Origin of the sequence: Exiguobacterium sp. FSL W8-0210 (genome assembly GCF_038006045.1) — a bacterium.
In the GTDB taxonomy this organism is placed as follows: domain Bacteria; phylum Bacillota; class Bacilli; order Exiguobacteriales; family Exiguobacteriaceae; genus Exiguobacterium_A.
Genome location: NZ_JBBOUK010000001.1, coordinates 1 through 23108, shown reverse-complemented (window position 1 = coordinate 23108; position 23108 = coordinate 1). Strand labels below are relative to the sequence as shown.

13 protein-coding genes, 3 rRNA genes and 1 other annotated feature are annotated in these 23108 nt (G+C 49.1%); of the genes, 1 reads left to right on the top strand and 15 read right to left on the bottom strand.

Annotated elements, in window-relative coordinates:
• Positions 1-7: 7 nt before the first annotated feature.
• Positions 8-215, bottom strand: a binding site (T-box leader).
• A gap of 12 nt (positions 216-227) precedes the next feature.
• From MKY22_RS00080 to pdxS, 3 genes are all read right to left on the bottom strand, one after another.
• The gene (locus MKY22_RS00080; protein WP_290780520.1) at positions 228-1463 is read right to left on the bottom strand and encodes a D-alanyl-D-alanine carboxypeptidase family protein; all 1236 of its coding nucleotides are present in this window, start codon (positions 1461-1463) and stop codon (positions 228-230) included.
• Positions 1464-1554: 91 nt separating this feature from the next.
• Positions 1555-2133, bottom strand: coding sequence for a pyridoxal 5'-phosphate synthase glutaminase subunit PdxT (pdxT, locus tag MKY22_RS00075; protein ID WP_341085788.1), 579 nt, complete (start codon positions 2131-2133; stop codon positions 1555-1557).
• On the bottom strand, positions 2127-3014 hold the full coding sequence (gene pdxS, locus MKY22_RS00070; protein WP_023469872.1) for a pyridoxal 5'-phosphate synthase lyase subunit PdxS: 888 nt from the start codon (positions 3012-3014) through the stop codon (positions 2127-2129). The genes pdxT and pdxS overlap by 7 nt, the downstream gene beginning before the upstream one ends.
• A 122-nt stretch (positions 3015-3136) precedes the next feature.
• On the opposite strand from pdxS, the gene pdxR reads away from it, so the two are divergent.
• Complete coding sequence (pdxR, locus tag MKY22_RS00065) at positions 3137-4534, top strand: MocR-like pyridoxine biosynthesis transcription factor PdxR (protein WP_445298360.1); 1398 nt, start codon at positions 3137-3139, stop codon at positions 4532-4534.
• 95 nt (positions 4535-4629) lie between these two features.
• Here pdxR and MKY22_RS00060 read toward each other — a convergent pair whose 3' ends face one another.
• The 12 genes from MKY22_RS00060 to dnaA form a co-directional block, all read right to left on the bottom strand.
• The gene (locus MKY22_RS00060) at positions 4630-6213 is read right to left on the bottom strand and encodes an IS1182 family transposase (protein WP_341085783.1); all 1584 of its coding nucleotides are present in this window, start codon (positions 6211-6213) and stop codon (positions 4630-4632) included.
• Positions 6214-6380: 167 nt separating this feature from the next.
• On the bottom strand, positions 6381-7847 hold the full coding sequence (gene guaB / locus MKY22_RS00055) for an IMP dehydrogenase (RefSeq protein ID WP_029343029.1): 1467 nt from the start codon (positions 7845-7847) through the stop codon (positions 6381-6383).
• A gap of 151 nt (positions 7848-7998) precedes the next feature.
• Positions 7999-8114: ribosomal RNA gene (rrf, locus tag MKY22_RS00050) — 5S ribosomal RNA — on the bottom strand.
• A gap of 48 nt (positions 8115-8162) precedes the next feature.
• Positions 8163-11076, bottom strand: a 23S ribosomal RNA gene (locus MKY22_RS00045).
• A 167-nt stretch (positions 11077-11243) separates the two neighbouring features.
• A 16S ribosomal RNA gene (locus MKY22_RS00040) occupies positions 11244-12805 on the bottom strand.
• The 16S, 23S and 5S rRNA genes sit together here, the layout of an rRNA operon.
• Positions 12806-13152: 347 nt before the next feature.
• Positions 13153-14196: an HD-GYP domain-containing protein gene (locus MKY22_RS00035; RefSeq protein WP_290780541.1), complete on the bottom strand. Its 1044-nt coding sequence runs from the start codon at positions 14194-14196 to the stop codon at positions 13153-13155.
• A 90-nt stretch (positions 14197-14286) separates the two neighbouring features.
• A complete protein-coding gene (gyrA, locus tag MKY22_RS00030; RefSeq protein ID WP_290780544.1) occupies positions 14287-16899 on the bottom strand; it encodes a DNA gyrase subunit A in 2613 nt (870 codons plus the stop codon).
• Between the two features lie 27 nt (positions 16900-16926).
• The gene (gene gyrB / locus MKY22_RS00025; protein ID WP_200864062.1) at positions 16927-18840 is read right to left on the bottom strand and encodes a DNA topoisomerase (ATP-hydrolyzing) subunit B; all 1914 of its coding nucleotides are present in this window, start codon (positions 18838-18840) and stop codon (positions 16927-16929) included.
• Positions 18841-18850: 10 nt separating this feature from the next.
• Positions 18851-20005, bottom strand: a complete 1155-nt coding sequence (gene recF, locus MKY22_RS00020; RefSeq protein ID WP_290780547.1) for a DNA replication/repair protein RecF — start codon at positions 20003-20005, stop codon at positions 18851-18853.
• A gap of 1 nt (position 20006) precedes the next feature.
• A complete protein-coding gene (gene yaaA / locus MKY22_RS00015; RefSeq protein ID WP_023469865.1) occupies positions 20007-20228 on the bottom strand; it encodes a S4 domain-containing protein YaaA in 222 nt (73 codons plus the stop codon).
• 162 nt (positions 20229-20390) lie between these two features.
• Positions 20391-21524, bottom strand: a complete 1134-nt coding sequence (dnaN, locus tag MKY22_RS00010) for a DNA polymerase III subunit beta (protein WP_023469864.1) — start codon at positions 21522-21524, stop codon at positions 20391-20393.
• A gap of 192 nt (positions 21525-21716) precedes the next feature.
• The gene (dnaA, locus tag MKY22_RS00005) at positions 21717-23108 is read right to left on the bottom strand and encodes a chromosomal replication initiator protein DnaA (RefSeq protein ID WP_023469863.1); all 1392 of its coding nucleotides are present in this window, start codon (positions 23106-23108) and stop codon (positions 21717-21719) included.

The window sequence follows — 23108 nt, the reverse complement described above, 5'->3', positions numbered from 1 at the left end:
TCTACCGAAAAGGGACGAATCACCTGGATCCGCGTTGCCACCCTCATTGCTAGACACATCTAGCCAACTTAAGACGCGATAACGGGCGTACCCGCACCTTGTTCGCAAGGTGTGCGATCCGGCTCGATTCAATCCATCGATCTGACTAGTTCACACCACCCACTAGCTCTCTTAACAGTATCGATACATCTACTTGGTCCGTTCATAGCATCTTTATGAGATTAGTCTTACTTTACACCATCGCCTTGGAAGTTGACAAGAGTCGATTGTTGAATCGCTTGTTCAATTTGCTTCGACCACGCTGTCCAAGCGCGGACGAGGCGTGTCGGAACACTCGCAAGTGGAACAGCAGTTGCGCTATACAAATTCACGCGGGGTGTCTCAAATCCTGGTAGATAGATCCCTTCGTCCGCGACCTGCACCGCACCGACGACTTCTTGTTTCGTCACAGGAGCCGTTGTTTTTGAGAAGTCGAACCGTGGTTCCCGCGTCTTCGCTTGTTTTAAGACCGTGACATATAACGAACCGTCCGTGACGACGTCTAGCTTTCGGACGGTTGCCCCTTTAATCGGAAGAACGTCTTTGATCCGTTCGCCTTTTCCGTAATACGTCAATGGCTCAAACGTCGCAAAACCATAGTCGAGTAATTTTTTCGTTTCCTTGAAACGGGCTTGATCGGAATCCGTTCGCATCACGACCGTGACAAGCGTCATATTATCCCGCGTCGTCACACTAGCGAAGCAATAACCGGCTAAATCAGTCGTTCCGGTCTTCATCCCCCGCATGCCGGCATATGCGAATTTTTCCTTCGTCAGCATCTTATTCGAGTTATTTAAGACCTCTCCATCAAGTTTCATCTGTGTTTTGTTCGTCACATCCAGTGCATCCGGGTAATCCTTGATGTAGCGAATGACGAGTAATGCGATATCGGTCGCTGTCATCAAATTCGTTCCTGGAAGGGTCGCATCGACAGCATCTAGACCAGAGGCATTCGCATACTCCGTGTCGTTCATCCCGAACTGTTTTGCTGTCTCATTCATCTTTTCAACGAACGCCGCTTCTGAACCGGCGACAGTTTCGGCTAGCATGACCGCTGCATCATTGGCCGATTTGATGAACGCCGCATTATACATCTCGCGAACCGTGTATGTTTTATCTTTAACTGGAACACGCGCGATTCCGGACGTCTTCGCAAGCTTTAACACTTTTGCACTCGGCGTGATTTTTTGATCCCACGTCAGTTTTTTCAATTCGATTTGTCGTCTGACGAGGTAGAGCGTCATCAGCTTCGTCATCGAAGCAGGGGGCAACGAAACATCCGCTTCCGATTGAAGGAGGATTTTCCCTGTGACCGCATCGGCCATTATGTAAGACTCTGCTTGAATCGAAGGTGCTGCTTGTCCCGCTGTAGGAAATCCTACGACTAGGAGCACACTTAAACAGAGTAGTAAAATTCGTTTCATCGTGTCTCTCCTTCACTCAATCATTCGTTTTACGAATAGTGTAGCACAAAAGAAGCACCTGACAGTAGAACCTATCAGATGCTTCCACGCTTTATGAACGGACGGACTGCCGCTGTTTGATTTTTTGTAAAAAATAGCGGTGCAAGCGATCGTCCTCTGTCAATTCAGGGTGAAACGAACACGCGAGGTGTAATAATGTCTCGACGGCAACGATCTGGTCTTCAACTTTCGCAATCACTCGTGTTCCTTCCCCGACAGACAGAATTAATGGCGCTCGAATGAACACTGCTTCGATTGGTTCCTCAATTCCTTCAACCGGTAGCAATCCTTCGAATGAATCGATTTGTCGACCGAAGGCATTTCGACGGACCGTCATCGAAATCGCGTTGAGATGACTTTGTCCTGCTTCGACAGCGGTTGCGAGTAAAATCATTCCGGCACATGTTCCGAACATCGGTAACGTCGTCGCTTTTTCCCGAAGCGGTTCCAGTAATTCATAGCGTTCGATCAATCGACGCATCGCGGTCGATTCGCCTCCTGGTAAGACGAGTCCATCGAGTCCATCGAGATCGCTCACTTGTTTGACGAGAACGACATCGACACCAAGACCTTCAAGCTGCTGTCGATGTTCACGGACCGCTCCTTGAACATCCAGAATACCGATTACCATCCGCGTGTCGCCATCCGTTCCTCAAACGGCATCGATGTGACATCGATTCCTTTCATTGCTGTTCCGAGTCCTTTGGATAAAGACGCGATCCGTTCAAAATCATCTTTATACGTAACGGCTTCGACAATCGCCCGAGCGACACGTTCTGGGTGTTCTGATTTAAAGATCCCTGATCCGACGAAGACACCGTCTGCCCCTAGGTGCATCATGAGTGCGGCATCAGCTGGTGTCGCGACTCCCCCGGCTGCAAAGTTCACGACCGGTAGACGTCCCTGTGTCCGAATATCACGTAATACTTCGTACGGAGCACCCCATTCTTTCGCAAATGTCATCAATTCATCTGGACTGACATGTAAAATCTGATTCAATTGTGCTTGAATTTGTCGCATATGGCGAACAGCTTCGACGACGTTCCCAGTCCCAGGTTCGCCTTTCGTCCGAATCATCGCGGCTCCTTCTGCGATGCGACGAGCGGCTTCCCCAAGATCACGTGCGCCACAGACGAACGGCACGGTGAACTCTGACTTCAGTAAATGATATTGTTCATCTGCCGGAGTCAGGACCTCACTCTCATCGATGAAATCGACCCCCATCGATTCGAGAACACGTGCTTCGACGATATGACCAATCCGGCATTTTGCCATGACGGGAATCGAGACCGCTCCGAGTACTTCTTCCGTAATCAACGGATCCGCCATTCGTGCGACGCCTCCGTCACGACGAATATCAGATGGAACACGTTCAAGTGCCATGACTGCAACAGCACCTGCTGCTTCCGCAATCTTCGCTTGTTCCGCATTGACGACGTCCATGATGACGCCACCCTTTTGCATTTCAGCCATTCCACGTTTGACACGATCCGTTCCTTGTTGACGTTCCATATCCATTCCCCCTTGGTTGACTTTCACTCCTTTAGTATACGGAACGTTGACACTTTTAAAAGTATCAGTTTATGATGATTTCAACAGGTCAGTTTAAGAAGAAGGAGTCAGACGAGATGGACATGCTATCATTTCAACTCACGCGCAATCAGGAAAAACCACTTTATGAACAGCTTTATCAACAGATCCGAAATGAAATCATTGCCGGTCGTTTAGCATACGGCACGAAATTACCATCCAAACGAAAACTCGGTCAATTTTTGAACTTAAGTCAAACGACGATTGAGCTTGCTTACCAACAACTCGTCGCAGAAGGATATGTCGAATCCATCTCACGTAAAGGGTACTTCGTTCTTGCCTATGAGGAACTCGCTTACGTCAAAACCTCACCCGTCATCGAACCACGTGTGACTAAAGAAAAACCGATCATCACGTATGATTTTCATCCAAGTAAGATTGAAGGGATCTCTTTCCCATTTGCCCGTTGGCGAAAGTATGCCAAAGATATCATCGATACCGATCACCACCCACTTGTCTCACTCGGTCATCCGCAAGGAGATCTAGCACTACGCGAAGAGATTGCGACCTATCTTTATCATTCCCGTGGTGTCGTCTGTTCTCCTGAACAAATCGTCGTCGGTTCAGGTGTCGAGCAATTGTTGCCGCTCGTCCTCTTCTTACTGGGACGCGACGTCACGTATGGTATCGAGGATCCCGGTTATCATACGACACGCCTCTTACTTGAAAATCATGAACGCATGATTGAACCGATTCGTGTTGATGCGAATGGATTACGAATCGATCAATTACAGGAATCAAACGTCGATGTCATGTATATCACACCAGCACATCAATTTCCGTCCGGTAGCATCTTATCCGTCAACCGAAGACATCAGTTATTAAACTGGGCGGCGATGGATCCGACCCGTTTTATCATCGAAGACGACTACGATAGCGAATTCCGCTACAGCGGTAAATCGATTCCGTCTTTGCACAACATGGACAGCAATCGTGTCATTTACATGAGTACTTTCTCAAAATCACTCATGCCTTCCCTACGGATTGGTTATATGGTCTTACCCGAAGTCTTACGCGCACGGTATCAAACAGAACTATCACACTATACCTGTAGTGTCTCGCGCTTCGATCAAACGATCTTGACGCGCTTCATGAAAGAGGGCGACTTTGAACGACATCTCAATCGGATGCGTAAAGTCTATCGTCGCAAGCTCGACGTCTTAATCCAATCACTTCGCCGGATTCCTGCCTTACGATTGACCGGCGAAAGTGCGGGGCTCCATGTCGTTGTTTCCGTAGCGAACGGGATGACGGAGCAGGAGCTAGTAAGGCGGGCACAACAGCAAGGCATCCAAGTATATGGTCTTTCTCAATACGCCCAGTTACCGCTTCTCTCTGATACGCCTCAAATCGTCCTTGGATTTGCGAGTCTCACTGAGCAAGAGTTGACGGAAGGATTACGATTATTGATGGACGCATGGGACTTGCGTAAATCATCATGAAAAAAGAGGCTGGGACATAACTAGCTGAATTTAACGAAAAGAAGGAATTGCCATCACTCAGGATGTGCAATTCCTTCTTTTTTCATCGTCTCTCGTCAAGCTGCCCTTCGGGCAACGCTTTGGATGAGCCATTTCCTCAAATTTACGGCCATGAGGATGAAGCCGAGCTCACGCTTCACCTTCGCTTTTCCTCGCACAGAAAAGCGAGTGAAACTCAAATTAGCCTTCAGATATCCAAAAACTGGTTCCACGTCTATCTTCCGTTTCGCATAGAGGGATCCTGTTTTTTGATCTGAAAGCCATTTTTTCATCTGTTCTTTTTGTTCTTCCCATGAAGTGTTTATGTGTACCTGTCGGTGACGCCCTTCTTCGGCCTTTGTACAACGGGAGCGGAACGGGCAGCCATCACACCCTTCACTTTCATACACCTTGAAATCACGCGTGAATCCGTAACGATCTGTTCTCTTGGACATGTAACGGAACGTTACGTCCTGTCCATTCGGGCACACAAACCGATCCGCCGTTTCATCGTAAGACCAGTTCGCTGTGTTAAAGGGATCGTTGCGCCATTTTCGCGACTTTTCTTTTTCGAACATCGTGTAAGGGATGAGTGGAATGCGCCCACGGCGCATCAGAATATCCTGATAATTCTCCTGACTCCCATAGCCGGCATCCGCAACGATATGCGGTGGTAGTGGTAAATATGAGCTGACCTCATCTAAAAAGGGGAGTAACGTCCGGGCATCCGTCGGATTCGGATAAATATCATAAGCGAGTGTGTATTGTCCTTCGGTCGCGATTTGAACGTTATAGCCTGGTTTGAGTTGTCCATTTTGCATATGATCTTCTTTCATTCGCATGAACGTCGCGTCCGTGTCCGTTTTCGAATAGCTGTTCCGTCCAGCGAGCGTCCTCTTTTGAAGGGCGTATCTCTGTTTCCGCTCGATGAAATCTGTAATTTCCTTTCGAAGGAGACGTGGTTCCTTCCGTTCAGAACGCAGACGTTTTCTTTCTTGGGTGTCCGTACTCGCCTCGATTTTTTGGTTGATGGAAGCGATATGTGCGTCTACAGCTTCACCCATGTGTTCGAGTTCTGAGAGAGTAAGCTCGTCCGGGTTTTCTCGTTCAATTTCCGGTAGGATGTCTTGTTCGACGAGGTTGTCATAGATACGATTCGATTTGTCCACGAGAGACGCACTATGACGTTCAATCGATTTCCGCCAAACAAAGGTATATCGGTTCGCATTCGCCTCTAACTTTGTACCATCGATAAAGATGGCTTCTTCATTGATTTCTCCCATCTCGACGAGATGGCAACGGAAGGTAACGAAGGCTTGCTTCAATATCGGAGTGACTGCGGGATGCACTCGAAAACGGTTGATGGTACGATAGCTCGGCGCATTCCCTTGTGCTAGCCACATCATCCGCAGACTATCGGATAGTAATCCTTCAATCTTCCGACCGGAGAAGACCGATTGTGTGTAGGCACATAAGATAATTTTCATCATCATGCGTGGATGGTAAGCCGGGCATCCTGTCGTGCGCATGAAAGGCTCGAACACATCGTCTGGAATGGATTCGACGAGATGGTGGACAGCGAACGCAATATCATTTTCTTGAAGACGAACTTCTAAATCTAAGGGCAGAACCAGCTGGTTCATGTTATAATCTTTAAACATAAGGGCACCTCCGATGGTTATGGTTTGATCACTTTAACTTTATCAGAGGTTGTCCTTATTTGTTTATTCAGAATCGGTTTTTTTTCATAGAACAAGGCCCTCGAAACGTATAGTCGTTTCGAGGGCCTTTTGTTTGTGAAACTGAGTTATGTCCCAGCCTCTTTTGTTTACTGACGTGTATAGTTCGATGCTTCTTTTGTAATTTGAATATCGTGCGGGTGGCTCTCTTGCAAACCAGCACCCGTCATACGGATGAACTGTGTCTCTTCACGCAATTCTTCTAACGTTGCAGCACCACAGTATCCCATACCTGAACGAATACCACCAACGAGTTGGTACACCGAATCGCCGAGTTTACCACGGTAAGCGACACGTCCTTCGATTCCTTCTGGAACGAACTTCTTGTCTGCTTCTTGGAAGTAACGATCTTGGCTACCGCGTTTCATCGATGCTTCAGAACCCATACCACGGTACGTTTTGAATTGACGTCCTTGATAGATTTCCATCTCACCTGGGCTCTCTTCTACTCCTGCAAGTAAGCTTCCGAGCATGACAGCGTGACCGCCAGCAGCAAGTGCTTTTACGATATCTCCAGAATACTTGATGCCACCGTCAGCGATGATCGAGACACCATGTTTCCGTGCTTCTGTCGCACAATCGAAGACGGCTGTGATTTGTGGTACACCGACGCCTGCGACAACACGTGTCGTACAAATCGAACCAGGTCCGATACCAACTTTGATGACAGATGCACCGGCTTCAATCAAATCGCGTGTTGCTTCTGCCGTCGCAACGTTACCCGCAATGATTGGTAAGTTTGGATATTCTTCACGAAGTTCACGTACTTTGAGAAGAACACCTTCTGAGTGACCGTGTGCCGTATCGACGACGAGTGCATCGACACCTGCATCGACAAGGAACTTCGCGCGCGTCGAAGCGTCTTTCGTTACGCCGACAGCTGCTGCGACGAGTAAACGTCCGAACTGATCTTTCGCAGCATGTGGATACTGTTCGACTTTTTCGATATCCTTTGTCGTGATTAACCCTTTTAATACACCGTTCTCATCAACGAGTGGTAACTTTTCGATGCGATGTTTGTGGAGAATCTGCTCTGCTTCAGCAAGGGACGTACCAACTTTTGCTGTCACGAGTTCTTCTGTCGTCATCACCGTTTCAATGACAGTCGAGTAATCCTTGACGAAACGAAGATCACGGTTCGTCAAAATCCCTACTAATTTACGCTCTGTTTCGTTATTAACGATTGGAACACCAGAGATGCGGTACTTACTCATCAAATACTCAGCATCGTAGACTTGACGCTCTGGCGTTAAATAGAACGGATTCGTGATGACACCATTTTCAGAACGTTTGACGCGATCGACATGTTCTGCTTGTTCTTCCATTGACATATTCTTATGAATGACACCAAGACCACCTTGACGTGCCATTGCGATTGCCATCGGTGCTTCTGTGACGGTATCCATCCCAGCACTGATCAACGGAATATTAAGTGTGATCCCTTCACATAGCGTGACAGATAAATCAACGTCGCGCGGCAAGACACTCGAACGACGGGGTACGAGTAAGACGTCATCAAACGTCAAACCCTCTTTAGCAAATTTGTTCTCCCACATGTTATCCACTCGCTTTCTCTTTTATAAAAGAATATTGATGTTATGGTAACAAGCAGAGGGTGTCATGTCAATGACTCGACCAATAATCAGAACAGTCTGAAGTTTCACATAACACAAAAAGACCGACCTGCAATCTGCAGATCGGTCAAGTGCCTGGCAACGTCCTATCCTCACAGGGGGAAGCCCCCAACTACTTTCGGCGTTCAAGTGCTTAACTTCCGTGTTCGGCATGGGAACGGGTGTGACCACTTGGCTATCGTCACCAGACGATCGGGCTCGCGCCCTCAAAACTGAAGTCATCAACAATGCATCTGCTAGAACAAGGCCTCGACCGATTAGTATCACTCAGCTCCACATGTCGCCATGCTTCCACCCGTGACCTATCTACCTCATCGTCTCTGAGGGGTCTTTCTTGATTACTCAAAGGGAAATCTCATCTTGGAGGGGGCTTCATGCTTAGATGCTTTCAGCATTTATCCCGTCCGCACGTAGCTACCCAGCGATGCTCCTGGCGGAACAACTGGTACACCAGCGGTGCGTCCATCCCGGTCCTCTCGTACTAAGGACAGCTCTCCTCAAATTTCCTGCGCCCACGACGGATAGGGACCGAACTGTCTCACGACGTTCTGAACCCAGCTCGCGTACCGCTTTAATGGGCGAACAGCCCAACCCTTGGGACCTACTCCAGCCCCAGGATGCGATGAGCCGACATCGAGGTGCCAAACCTCCCCGTCGATGTGGACTCTTGGGGGAGATCAGCCTGTTATCCCCAGGGTAGCTTTTATCCGTTGAGCGATGGCCCTTCCATGCGGAACCACCGGATCACTAAGCCCGACTTTCGTCCCTGCTCGACTTGTAGGTCTCGCAGTCAAGCTCCCTTCTGCCTTTGCGCTCTACGAATGATTTCCAACCATTCTGAGGGAACCTTTGGGCGCCTCCGTTACTGTTTAGGAGGCGACCGCCCCAGTCAAACTACCCGCCTGACACGGTCCTCCAGCCGGATCACGGCTGCGAGTTAGAGACTCTATGCATGAAGGGCGGTATCCCAAGGGTGACTCCTCCGAAGCTGGCGCTCCGGGCTCGACGTCTCCCGCCTATCCTGTACATCATGCACAAAGCCTCAATATCAGGCTGTAGTAAAGCTCCATGGGGTCTTTCCGTCCTGTCGCGGGTAACCTGCATCTTCACAGGTACTATGATTTCACCGGGTCTCTCGTTGAGACAGTGCCCAAATCGTTACGCCTTTCGTGCGGGTCGGAACTTACCCGACAAGGAATTTCGCTACCTTAGGACCGTTATAGTTACGGCCGCCGTTTACTGGGGCTTCGGTTCAAAGCTTCGCTTGCGCTAACCCATCCCCTTAACCTTCCAGCACCGGGCAGGCGTCAGCCCCTATACGTCATCTTGCGATTTAGCAGAGACCTGTGTTTTTGCTAAACAGTCGTTTGGGCCTATTCACTGCGGCTCTACTCATGTAGAGCGTCCCTTCTCCCGAAGTTACGGGACCATTTTGCCGAGTTCCTTAACGAGAGTTATCCCGCGCGTCTTAGAATTCTCATCTCGCCTACCTGTGTCGGTTTACGGTACTGGCGCCTTCCCCCTCACTAGAGGCTTTTCTTGGCAGTGTGAAATCGTGACCTACGTCCCTACGGGACTCCGCGTCGTTCCTTGACTTTGGTGCCTGACGGATTTGCCAATCAGACGGTCTTGAAACTTGCACATGCACTTCCATCCGCATGCGTCACTATCCTCCTGCGTCCCCCCATTGTTCAAACGGTGGATCGGCGGTACAGGAATATCAACCTGTTATCCATCGCCTACGCCTTTCGGCCTCGGCTTAGGTCCAGACTAACCCTGAGCGGACGAGCCTTCCTCAGGAAACCTTGGGCTTTCGACGGAGGGGATTCTCACCCCTCTTTTCGCTACTCACACCGGCATTCTCACTTCCAAACGCTCCACTGCTCCTTCCGGTACAGCTTCACAGCGGTTTGGAACGCTCCCCTACCATTCCTTACGGAATCCGCAGCTTCGGTGGTATGTTTAGCCCCGTTACATTTTCGGCGCGGCGCCACTCGACTAGTGAGCTATTACGCACTCTTTGAATGGTGGCTGCTTCTAAGCCAACATCCTAGCTGTCTAGGCAGCGCCACATCCTTTTCCACTTAACATACACTTTGGGACCTTAGCTGGCGGTCTGGGCTGTTTCCCTCTTGACTACGGATCTTATCACTCGCAGTCTGACTCCCGAGTATAAGTTGCTGGCATTCGGAGTTTAACTGAATTCGGTAACCCTGTGGGGGCCCCTAGTCCAATCAGTGCTCTACCTCCAGAACTCTCAACCTCGAGGCTAGCCCTAAAGCTATTTCGGGGAGAACCAGCTATCTCCAGGTTCGATTGGCATTTCACCGCTACCCACACCTCATCCCCGCACTTTTCAACGTGCGTGGGTTCGGACCTCCAGTCAGTGTTACCTGACCTTCATCCTGGACATGGGTAGATCACCTGGTTTCGGGTCTACGACAACGCACTGAACGCCCTGTTCAGACTCGCTTTCGCTACGGCTCCGCCTCATCGGCTTAACCTCGCGCGTTATCGTAACTCGCCGGTTCATTCTACAAAAGGCACGCCATCACCCGTTAACGGGCTCTGACTACTTGTAGGCATACGGTTTCAGGATCTATTTCACTCCCCTTCCGGGGTGCTTTTCACCTTTCCCTCACGGTACTGGTTCACTATCGGTCACTAGGGAGTATTTAGCCTTGGGAGATGGTCCTCCCGGATTCCGACGGGGTTTCACGTGTCCCGCCGTACTCAGGATCCACTCTGGAGGGAAAACAGTTTCAGCTACAGGGCTGTCACCTTCTTCGGCCGACCTTTCCAGGTCCTTCACCTACTGTCTTCCTTTTTGACTCCGTATAGAGTGTCCTACAACCCCGAAGAGCATGCTCTCCGGTTTGGGCTGTTCCCGTTTCGCTCGCCGCTACTCAGGGAATCGCATTTGCTTTCTCTTCCTCCGGGTACTTAGATGTTTCAGTTCCCCGGGTCTGCCTCACGCTACGCTATGTATTCACGTAACATGTCCCATCCCATTACGGATGGTGGGTTCCCCCATTCGGAAATCTTCGGATCAAAGCATACTTACTGCTCCCCGAAGCATATCGCTGTTCGTCGCGTCCTTCATCGGCTCCTAGTGCCAAGGCATCCACCGTACGCCCTTCATACCTTGATCTAGCGTTGGTATTCTAAGAACACACGTCTTAAATGACATGGTTAATTAAAAGTTTGATGTCTTGTTGATGTCTTCAGTTTTCAAGGTGCGAGTGTCTCTTACGAGACTGAGAGACGAGCTCTCAAAACTGAACGATGGGCATGTCCCGTAAGGGACGTTTTCCTTAGAAAGGAGGTGATCCAGCCGCACCTTCCGATACGGCTACCTTGTTACGACTTCACCCCAATCATCTACCCCACCTTCGACGGCTGGCTCCTTACGGTTACCTCACCGGCTTCGGGTGTTGCAAACTCTCGTGGTGTGACGGGCGGTGTGTACAAGACCCGGGAACGTATTCACCGCAGTATGCTGACCTGCGATTACTAGCGATTCCGACTTCATGCAGGCGAGTTGCAGCCTGCAATCCGAACTGGGAACGGCTTTATGGGATTGGCTCCACCTCGCGGTCTCGCTGCCCTTTGTACCGTCCATTGTAGCACGTGTGTAGCCCAACTCATAAGGGGCATGATGATTTGACGTCATCCCCACCTTCCTCCGGTTTGTCACCGGCAGTCTCCCTAGAGTGCCCAACTGAATGCTGGCAACTAAGGATAGGGGTTGCGCTCGTTGCGGGACTTAACCCAACATCTCACGACACGAGCTGACGACAACCATGCACCACCTGTCACCATTGTCCCCGAAGGGAAAACTTGATCTCTCAAGCGGTCAATGGGATGTCAAGAGTTGGTAAGGTTCTTCGCGTTGCTTCGAATTAAACCACATGCTCCACCGCTTGTGCGGGTCCCCGTCAATTCCTTTGAGTTTCAGCCTTGCGGCCGTACTCCCCAGGCGGAGTGCTTAATGCGTTAGCTTCAGCACTGAGGGGCGGAAACCCCCCAACACCTAGCACTCATCGTTTACGGCGTGGACTACCAGGGTATCTAATCCTGTTTGCTCCCCACGCTTTCGCGCCTCAGCGTCAGTTACAGACCAAAGAGTCGCCTTCGCCACTGGTGTTCCTCCACATCTCTACGCATTTCACCGCTACACGTGGAATTCCACTCTTCTCTTCTGTACTCAAGCCTTCCAGTTTCCAATGGCCCTCCCCGGTTGAGCCGGGGGCTTTCACATCAGACTTAAAAGGCCGCCTGCGCGCGCTTTACGCCCAATAATTCCGGACAACGCTTGCCACCTACGTATTACCGCGGCTGCTGGCACGTAGTTAGCCGTGGCTTTCTCGTAAGGTACCGTCAAGGTACGAGCATTCCCTCTCGTACGTGTTCTTCCCTTACAACAGAGTTTTACGATCCGAAAACCTTCATCACTCACGCGGCGTTGCTCCATCAGACTTTCGTCCATTGTGGAAGATTCCCTACTGCTGCCTCCCGTAGGAGTCTGGGCCGTGTCTCAGTCCCAGTGTGGCCGATCACCCTCTCAGGTCGGCTATGCATCGTCGCCTTGGTGGGCCGTTACCCCACCAACTAGCTAATGCACCGCAAGGCCATCTCAAGGTGACGCCGGAGCGCCTTTCATCAACGGACCATGCGGTCCGATGAACTATCCGGTATTAGCTCCGATTTCTCGGAGTTATCCCAATCCTTGAGGCAGGTTCCTTACGTGTTACTCACCCGTCCGCCGCTCATTCCACTGCCTTCCCTCCGAAGAGTTCCGTCAGTTTCCTGCGCTCGACTTGCATGTATTAGGCACGCCGCCAGCGTTCGTCCTGAGCCAGGATCAAACTCTCCATGAAGTGTTTGACTTGCTCGTTTTTGTGACCGAAGTCACGATTGACGAAGCTTGCGCTTCATTCGTTTTTGTATTCCGTAGAATACGATTTTTGCCTCATCGTTCAGTTTTCAAAGTTCGTCCGCGCCTGTTTTGGCGACTCAATTAGAATACCAAGTCTGAAACAAGAAGTCAACAATTTTTTTGAAAGTGTTTTTCTCGTTTGTTTCAAGCGCTTGTCGTTGTTAAGGACATGTAATAATATATCATGCGTTTTATTATTGTGCAACACTTATTTTAAAATTGTTTTTAAAATCATGAACAAGCCTCTTGAACCTTGCGATTCCGGCTCAAGAGGCTGTTTATTCCCTATTAATCCATCAACTGAATAATACTATGTTGTCGTTCTTCCATTAAATCAATGATTGTCATCCGTCCTTGTTCTTCATAGGAAATGACAGGCCGATCAAAGACTGGATTCTTTCGCGTGATGGTTGCAATCTTTCCGTTACTCATCAGCACGCGATCACCAACCTCTATTGGTAGAAGTAATTGTCCGAGCAACAATACATACTTTGAGCAATATTGCATCGGTCTTGCTTTCAAATGACGATAGGCATCAAACGGCGTATAAGCTTCCCGATACGGACGCCAACTCGTCATTGCAGCAAAGACGTCCGCTACGATGAACAATCGTGTGTGATCTGCGATCTTATCTCCTTTTACCTTTAAAGGGTAACCTGTTCCGTCTAACCGTTCATGATGTTGAACAATTAAACGATTTACTGTATCAGAGATGATCGTCTCCTTTTGCAAGGCTTGATACGCCATAGCCGGGTGACGTTGAAAAATTTCTTGTTGCATCGCTTCATATCGTTTCGTGTGACGCCATTCCATGATTCGCGCTAGTCCATAGTCTGCAAAATAGGATGCGGTCCACAACTCATGAATCATTTTCCGTTCTTTTCCGACTGCTTCCGCCAGCATTTGCGCAATCGCCCCTCGATAAATGGCATGTCGCACTGTATAAGCTTCCGTTCCCCGCTCTAGGAAGAATGGTAAGACATCTTGTCTCGTAATCCGTTCTGGAACGGACTGTTTGACCCAACTCAATGCTTCGTATACATTCGGCTTCATTCCTTGTTCCCATGACGTGAAGACTTTATTGTAAAAGCGAATAAATTCTTCAAATGGATGTTCCACATGGGCTTCAACTGTTTCAGTCTGCACTTGTTCATCTTTACTGAAATCAGGTCGATCTTCAATGACGACTTCCTTAATTAAAAAACGCTGGATTCGTCGTAACTCATCGCTTCCTATTTTTTTCCCTGCTTCTACGATCGGATGATCCGTATGTAAATAGATGGATTCAGTCAAACGATCCCCGATGCGTAATTGGTCACTTGCCACTCGCATATCGCTTCGTTCCTTTCTCTTTTTTCTATATATGTAGATAAAAGCAGCAGAGTAGTATATCACTCTGCTGCTTTCTTGCTGACGTCTTGCTTATTCTTCCGCTTCTTCTAAAGCATCCGATTCGACTACATTCTCTTCAGACACGATATCAGTGTCTTCTTCCATTTCATCAGTCTCTTCGCGTTTCAGTTTCGCAACCGTTGCAACACGGTCACCTTCTTCAATTCGAATGACCTTCACCCCTTGGGTATTCCGGCCGACACGTGAAATGTATTGCGAGTCTGTCCGAATGACGATCCCGCTCTCTGTCATGATCATGATGTCATCGTCGACATCAACGATTCGCATGGCAACGATTTGACCGACGCGATCCGTCACCTTACTCGCGATCAATCCTTTACCACCACGAGACTGGCTACGGAACTCGGTCATCGGTGTTCGTTTACCGAATCCTTTTTCCGTAATGACAAGAACATCTTGTGCATCACGTGCAAGTTCCATCCCGACGACAAAATCGTCTGGGCGTAACGTCATCGCTTTGACCCCACGAGCACCACGTCCCATCGAGCGGACATTCGTGATTGGGAAACGAATCGCTTTCCCGCTTGTTGAAACAGCAAAGACTTCATCGTCCGTCGATGCGAGACGAACCGATGTCAACTCATCGTCTTCAAACAATCGAATCGCGATCAAACCGTTTTTGTTGATCCGTGCGTACGCAGACAACGGTGAACGTTTGACGCGTCCTTTACGTGTCATGAAGATCAATGATTTTTGCTCATCTTGAACGACTTCTTCCGTTTCGAGCGTTTCTTCCGTCTCTTCAATCTCTCCTTCAATCACCTCGACAGGTGCTTCAGTTGCTTGTTGCTCCTCGAGATAACGTTTGAAGTTGACTGGAATCATCGTCTCGACCTTTTCGTCGCGTTCGATTTGGATGAGGTTGATGATCGGCACACCTTTTGATGTCCGGCTCATCTCTGGTACTTCATATCCACGAATCCGGTAGACTTTCCCGCGGTTCGTAAAGAATAGGATCGTATCGTGCGTCGAACAAGACAAGAGACGCGTGACGTAATCCTCGTCGTTCGTTCCGATTCCTTGAACCCCACGTCCGCCGCGGCGTTGTGTCCGGTACGAATCCGTCGTCATCCGTTTGATGTAGCCACTGCTTGTCAACGTGATGATGATATCCTGTTCCGGAATCAAATCTTCGTCTTCGAATTCGATGTGGTCCATGCGGATTTCCGTCCGACGTTCGTCGTTGAAACGTTCTTTCAACTCCTCAAGTTCTGTTCGGATCAAATCAAGCAAGACTTCCTCACTCGCAAGGATGCGGTTCAGTTCCGCGATCAATTGCATGATTTCGTCATACTCTGCTTCAATTTTCTCCCGCTCAAGACCTGTCAGGCGTTGCAAGCGCATATCAAGAATCGCTTGTGATTGTTTCTCGGATAACGCAAAACGCTCCATCAACTGTTCACGTGCTGCGTCCGCTGTCCGGTTCCCGCGGATGATTTGAATGACTTCATCCAAATGATCGAGTGCAATCCGTAGACCAGCGAGTAAGTGTTCACGTGCTTCTGCTTTTTCGAGATCGAACTGTGTCCGACGACGCACGATTTCTTTTTGATGCTCGAGGTAATGATAAAGCATTTCCTTGAGCGTCAATGTTTTCGGACGTCCGCCGACGATCGCTAGCATATTGACACCAAACGTCGTTTGCATCGACGTCTGTTTATACAAGTTATTTAAGATGACGCTCGCATTGGCGTCACGACGGACTTCCATGACGATGCGCATACCGCGGCGATCTGATTCATCTCGTAAATCGGTGATGCCTTCGATCTTTTTCTCGCGAACGAGATCGGCAATCTTTTCAACGAGGCGGGCTTTGTTGACCTGATAAGGAAGCTCCGTCACGATGATCCGTTCCCGGTCTTTTTTCGTCTGTTCGATTTCTGCTTTCGCACGGACGATGATTGAGCCACGTCCTGTCTCATAAGCGCGACGAATCCCGCTACGACCAAGAATTTCACCAGCTGTCGGGAAATCAGGTCCCGGAATGTGCTGCATCAGTTCTTGGATCGTGATTTCTGGATCGTGAGATAATGCTAAGACGCCGTCGATGACTTCGCCAAGCTGATGTGGTGGAATGTTGGTTGCCATCCCGACCGCGATCCCGCTCGAACCGTTGACGAGTAAGTTCGGGAAGCGTGACGGTAAGACTTCCGGTTCGCGTTCCGAACCATCGTAGTTATCTTTGAAATCGACTGTGTTTTTGTTGATATCGCGAACGATCTCCATCGCGATTTTTGACATACGAGCTTCCGTATATCGCATCGCTGCCGCCGAGTCTCCATCGACAGACCCGAAGTTTCCGTGTCCATCGACGAGTTCGTAACGGTAGCTGAAGTCTTGCGCCATGCGGACCATCGTGTCATAGACGGCAGAATCCCCGTGCGGGTGATACTTACCGATGACTTCCCCGACGATACGGGCAGACTTTTTATGTGGTTTATCGGCACGAATACCGAGGTCGTTCATCGCATAGAGAATCCGGCGGTGTCCGGGTTTTAAGCCGTCCCGTACGTCCGGAAGAGCACGTGCGACGATGACGCTCATCGCGTAGTCCATGAAGGACGTACGCATCTCTTGACTAATATTAATATCCTTGATGATTCCGTGATTTTGTTCGGACATGCTTCTGGCCACCCTCTCTGTTCAGCGTTAAATATCCAGGTTCTTGACGTAATGTGCGTGTGATTGAATGAAGTCGCGTCGTGGTTCGACTTGATCTCCCATCAAGATATCGAAGACTTCATCCGCTTCGATCGCATCTTGAAGCTCGACACGTAACATTTGACGACCACTTGGATCCATCGTCGTTTCCCAAAGTTGCTCTGGATCCATCTCCCCAAGACCTTTGTAGCGCTGAATGTCGTACCGTGCGTTTTCAGGAAGCGCTGCAAGCGCCTCTGTCAATTCACGTTCGTTATGCACGTACGTGATGTTCTTCCCTTGTTTGATCCCGTATAGCGGTGGCTGAGCGATATAGACATACCCATGCTCGACAAGCGGACGCATGTAACGGTAGAAGAACGTCAACAAGAGTGTCCGGATGTGGGCACCATCGACATCGGCATCGGTCATGATGATGACTTTGTGATAGCGTGCTTTTTCAATATTGAACTCAGAACCAATACTTGTTCCGAGTGCTGTGATGATCGTCCGAATCTCATTGCTTCCGAGAATCTTATCGAGACGTGCTTTCTCCACGTTCAAGATTTTACCGCGAATCGGTAAGATGGCTTGGAAATGACGATCACGTCCAGATTTCGCAGAACCACCCGCCGAATCACCCTCAACGATGTACAATTCGGAAATCGAGGCATCACGTGACGAACAGTCGGCCAGTTTACCTGGAAGCGAGCTCACTTCGAGAACACCTTTACGGCGTGTCAGTTCACGGGCGCGTTTCGCTGCCATCCGGGCGCGTGACGCCATCATCCCTTTTTCGACGATTGCGCGTGCATTCGTCGGGTTTTCGAGCATGAACTGCTCAAATGCACCAGAGAAGAGTGAATCCGTAACCGTACGCGCGTCGGAGTTCCCGAGTTTCGTTTTCGTCTGACCTTCGAACTGTGGGTTCGGGTGTTTGACGGAAACGATCGCTGTCATTCCTTCACGTACGTCCTCACCGGATAACGTACCGTCTGCATCCTTCATCAAACCGAACTTCTTCGCGTAGTCATTGATGACCCGTGTCAAAGCCGTCTTGAAGCCGGTCTCGTGCGTACCACCTTCATGCGTCGGGATGTTGTTCGTGAACGAGTAGATGTTTGACGCAAATCCATCGTTGTATTGAAGCGCGACTTCAACTTCGATGCCGTCTTTTGTTCCGTGTACATAGACGGGTTCCGCATGAACGACTTCTTTTGAACGATTCAAGTGTTCGACGTAGGATTTGATCCCACCTTCGTAGTGGAAGCTACGTGTCATCGGCTCATCCGCACGATCGTCCGTGATGATGATCTTCAAGCCTTTGTTCAAGAAAGCAAGTTCCCGCAGGCGTGTTGCTAACAAATCATAGTCGTACTCGAGCGTCTCTTGGAAAATCTCACCGTCTGGGAAGAAACGAATCGTCGTTCCTGTCTCTTCTGATGTTCCGATTACTTCTAGATCTTGCGCTGGTACACCGCGATGGTACGCTTGGTAATACAGCTTCTCGTTCCGTTTGACGAATACTTCAAGTTTCGTCGACAGGGCGTTAACGACCGAAGCCCCAACACCGTGTAGTCCACCCGATACTTTATATCCGCCGCCGCCGAACTTACCACCGGCGTGGAGGACTGTCAGGATGACCTCAACGGCAGGACGACCCATCTTCTCTTGAATGTCGACTGGAATACCGCGTCCATTATCCTCGACTAAGATCGAGTTCCCTGGTTCGATCGTCACCTTGATCGTGTCACAGTATCCTGCGAGCGCCTCATCAATCGAGTTATCGACGATCTCCCATACGAGGTGATGGAGACCCTTTGATGCCGTCGAGCCGATATACATCCCTGGACGTTTACGAACTGCTTCTAATCCTTCAAGTACTTGAATCTGATCGGCACCGTACCCTTGTTCCAATTCCATATCTTCATGATTACTCATCGGTTTTCTCACCTACTGTTTCTTTATATGATGTCTCTTCCAAATCGACCGTCCCTTGTTTCACGTGGAACAACTTCGCTTGGTTGATCGTTTCATGCGCAATCCCGTCGACGCTTGTCGTCGTCAGGATCGTCTGGACCTTTTGTTGCATCGTATCGAGCAAATGTGTTTGACGATGATCATCAAGTTCGGATAAGACATCGTCGAGCAGAAGAAGTGGATATTCCCCTACTTCCTCATGAATCAATTCGATCTCCGCAAGCTTTAACGAGAGGGCTGCTGTCCGTTGTTGTCCTTGTGAACCATACGTTTGGACGTTTCGTCCATTGACTTCCATCTCGAAGTCATCGCGATGTGGTCCAAACAACGTAACTCCTCTTCGGATTTCATTTTCTTTTATTTTACCAAACTTCCGCGTGTAGGACGCAGTCATTCCTTCGACATCGAGTAATTCGTCGCCGAATGTGTCCGAACGATAGATGAGCGCGAGTTCTTCCTGTCCACGACTGATTCCGTCATGAATCGGTCGTGCCCATTTTTCGAGCTGGGCCATGAAATGATGCCGGCGCTGAACGATTTTAACGGCTAGCGTAATCATTTGCTCCGTCAAGATATCAAGGAAGGTCTCGTCTCCTCCCTTCATGGACAGTTGTTTCAGCAATGCGTTCCGCTGCTTCAACACTTTCAGGTACTGGCTCAATTCATGCAGATAGACCGGACTGACTTGACCGATCTCCATATCGAGAAATCGCCGGCGGACTTGTGGACTGCCTTTGACGATATGCAAATCTTCCGGGGCGAATAAAACGATGTTCAGTGCCCCGACATAATCACTCAAGCGTCGTTGCTCTAGATGATTCAGCTTTGCTTTTTTCCCGCGACCCGAGATGACGATCTCTTGGACATGGGGGCCGGTCCGCTTGACGACACGTCCTTCGACGCGCGCTGTTTCTTGGTCCCAACCGATCAGTTCCTTGTCATGCGTCGTCCGGTGCGACTTCGCGAGAGCAAGAACATAGATCGCTTCCAGTAAGTTCGTCTTCCCTTGTGCATTTTCACCAATCAGGACATTCGTTTTTTCGGAGAATGACAGTTCGAGTGCGTCATAGTTGCGATAATGACTGAGTCGGACTGAATCCAGCCGCACGTTAGTTGCCCTCGTTCTTGATGATGAACTGACCGTAGTCTTCTACATCAATGATGTCTCCATCCCGTAATTTACGACCACGTCGCTGATCGACCTCGCCGTTGACTAGAATCGGTACCTCTGCTAAAAACGGTTTGGCTTGTCCTCCGCTTGAGATGATATCCGATAGCTTCAGGAACTGCCCTAATGTAACGTATTCCGTTGTAATTCTGATTTCTTGCATGGATTGACTCCTCCTACCTACATATTATAAATGACGTACTCTTTATTGTACTAAACATTGAGCGATTTAGCAAAATCCCCGAACGTATATACGGTATACGAAAAAGACGGGTCCGATGTCGAAACGATCGAACCCGTCTTATCACGTATTTTGTGTTTATGCTTACGCCGTCCGGACTGGAAGAATCAGTTGCAGGACGTTATCTTGATCGACTGGGTGCAAGATAAATGGACGAATCGAACCCGTGAACTGGATTTCGATATCTGTCGCGTCAAGTGCCTTCAAGGCGTCCATCATGTACTTCGAGTTGAACGAGATTTTCAGCTCTTCTCCTTCAAGCGAAAGAATGCTGACTTGCTCCGAGACTTTCCCGACTTCTGGTGAATGTGAAGAGATCTCGACCGCTGTCGTTCCTTCAGCTGCGAACTTGATGACGTTGTTACGGTCCTCACGTGCAAGCAGTGACGCGCGATCGATCGCTTGGAGCAATTCTTTCGCGTTCATGCGGACAGCTGTCCGGTACTCTTCCGGAATCAAACGTGATGTATCCGGATAGTTTCCGTCGAGTAGACGCGAGAAGAAGAGGACGTGCTTCATCTTGAATAAGATTTGTTGGTTTGTGATCGTGATATCCACATGACCATCCCCAAGCAACTTCGATAATTCATTTAAGCTCTTCCCTGGAACGATGACGTTCTGGAACGAGATATCTGTATCTGTCTCGAACTGTGCACGACGAAGGGCTAGACGGTGACTATCCGTTGAGACACACGTCAAGATACCTTTGTCGGCTGAGAAGTTCACACCTGTCAGAACAGGACGTGTTTCTTGAACGGCGACAGCAAAGCTTGTTTGGCGAATCATCGAACGTAAGAGATCAGCCGGTAAACGGAAACGTTGTCCCCCATCGACTTGCGGAAGGCGTGGGAACTCATCTGGATCAAGACCGTTCAAATGGAATTCCGCTGTTCCTGACTGGATCCGTGTCATGAAGTTCGGTGAGACTTCAAGTGTGACTTCGTCTTTTGGCATCTTTTTGACGATATCGCCGAAGAAGCGGGCATTCAAGACGACACTACCAGCACGGTGAACCGTGACATAAGATGTTCCATTCTCTTCTGCATAGATCGTCCGTTCAATCGAGATTTCTGTATCGCTTCCTGTCAGCGTCATGCCATCTCCATGAGCTTCGAGTTTGATCCCTGTCAGAATCGGAATCGTCGTGCGGGATGAGACCGCTTTGGCTACATCTTGTACTGCTTGAATTAAAGCTTCGCGTTGAATGGTGATATGCATATCGTCGTTAGACTCCTCTCGAAAATAATGGGCATGCGCCCATCATAACATAATAATATATTATTTTTAATAATAGTCTTAGGGGCTGTGGATAGTGTGGATAAGTCGGTGGATAACTTGATATAAAGCCAAAAACGGTGTGGATAAGTTGTGGATAACTACCCTACTTTATCCACATGTTTATCCACAGTTTTATGAATGCTTCAATTCATGTTTGATTTGTTCGATGACTTTTCCCGTTTCCCCGTCCGATTTGATCAACATACTGATCTTTTCATGGGCATGGATGACGGTCGTATGGTCGCGTCCCCCGAATTCTTCTCCGATTTTCGGTAACGAACTCTCTGTCATCTCACGTGAGAGATACATCGCGATTTGACGTGGGAAGGCAATCGATTTCGTCCGTTTCTTCGCCTTCAGATCATCAAATGGCAAATTGAAGTGCTTACTGACCGACTCCTGGATGTCACGAATCGTGACTTTACGCGGTTCAGCGACCGGCATGATGTTATGCAAGGCTTCCGCAGCGACATTTGGATCGATTGGTCGTCCGACGAGATTCGCATAAGCGATAACGCGGGTTAACGCTCCTTCGAGCTCCCGAATATTCGTATCAATTTGACTTGCGATGTAGAGCATGACTTCGTTTGAGACATCAAGTTGCTCCGCATTCGCCTTTTTCCGTAAGATCGCAATCCGTGTCTCGAGATCCGGTGGCGTGATGTCGGTGATTAATCCCCATTCGAAACGAGAACGAAGCCGATCTTCAAGCGTTGGAATCTCTTTTGGTGGTCGGTCACTTGAGATGATGATTTGTTTTTGGTCGTTATGCAGGGCATTGAATGTGTGGAAAAACTCTTCTTGCGTCTGTTCTTTGCCCGCAAGGAACTGGATGTCATCAATTAAGAGGACATCGATGTTACGGTATTTATTTCTAAACTCAACCGTTTTATTATCGCGGATGGAGTTAATGAAGTCATTCGTAAAGCGTTCAGAAGAGACATAGGCAATCCGTGTCCCGAGATTTTGATCTTGAACGTACTGTCCGATGGCATGCATCAGATGGGTTTTGCCAAGACCAACGCCACCATAGATGAAAAGCGGATTGTATGCTTTAGCAGGCGCTTCCGCAACAGCGAGTGAAGCGGCATGCGCAAAACGGTTCCCCGATCCGATGACGAATGTATCGAACGTATACTTCTCATTCAATTGTCCGAGTTCACTCATCGTCAGTTCCTCTGTTGGTCTCCGCATGTTCGATGGACGCGATTTTGGAGTCGGTGTTGCCTCAACACGTTCCTCTTCTTGTCGATCGAGCATTTTCTTCGCTTGTCCCTCTTCAATGAACTGAATATCGAGTCGGCTTCCTGTTACTTCCTCAACTGTGTCTTCGAGTAAAGATAAGTACTGGCGCTCGAGCCATGTCACCGTAAATGCAGCTGGTGCTGAAACGAGTAGTGTCGTTCCATTTAGCGTGACGCCTTCTGTGGATTTCAACCACATATCATAACTAGCTTTCGGTGTTCGTTCCTCTTCCTCGATCACAGATAAGACATTATGCCAAAGTTCGGCAGCGTTTTTCAT

Bases quoted from the DNA above. Each gene is read 5' to 3' on its own strand.
- MKY22_RS00080 (WP_290780520.1), bottom strand. From the start codon at position 1,463: ATGAAACGAATTTTACTACTCTGTTTAAGTGTGCTCCTAGTCGTAGGA.
- pdxT (WP_341085788.1), bottom strand. From the start codon at position 2,133: ATGGTAATCGGTATTCTGGATGTTCAAGGAGCGGTCCGTGAACATCGA.
- pdxS (WP_023469872.1), bottom strand. From the start codon at position 3,014: ATGGAACGTCAACAAGGAACGGATCGTGTCAAACGTGGAATGGCTGAA.
- pdxR (WP_445298360.1), top strand. From the start codon at position 3,137: ATGCTATCATTTCAACTCACGCGCAATCAGGAAAAACCACTTTATGAA.
- MKY22_RS00060 (WP_341085783.1), bottom strand. From the start codon at position 6,213: ATGTTTAAAGATTATAACATGAACCAGCTGGTTCTGCCCTTAGATTTA.
- guaB (WP_029343029.1), bottom strand. From the start codon at position 7,847: ATGTGGGAGAACAAATTTGCTAAAGAGGGTTTGACGTTTGATGACGTC.
- MKY22_RS00035 (WP_290780541.1), bottom strand. From the start codon at position 14,196: ATGCGAGTGGCAAGTGACCAATTACGCATCGGGGATCGTTTGACTGAA.
- gyrA (WP_290780544.1), bottom strand. From the start codon at position 16,899: ATGTCCGAACAAAATCACGGAATCATCAAGGATATTAATATTAGTCAA.
- gyrB (WP_200864062.1), bottom strand. From the start codon at position 18,840: ATGGAATTGGAACAAGGGTACGGTGCCGATCAGATTCAAGTACTTGAA.
- yaaA (WP_023469865.1), bottom strand. From the start codon at position 20,228: ATGCAAGAAATCAGAATTACAACGGAATACGTTACATTAGGGCAGTTC.
- dnaN (WP_023469864.1), bottom strand. From the start codon at position 21,524: ATGCATATCACCATTCAACGCGAAGCTTTAATTCAAGCAGTACAAGAT.
- dnaA (WP_023469863.1), bottom strand. From the start codon at position 23,108: ATGAAAAACGCTGCCGAACTTTGGCATAATGTCTTATCTGTGATCGAG.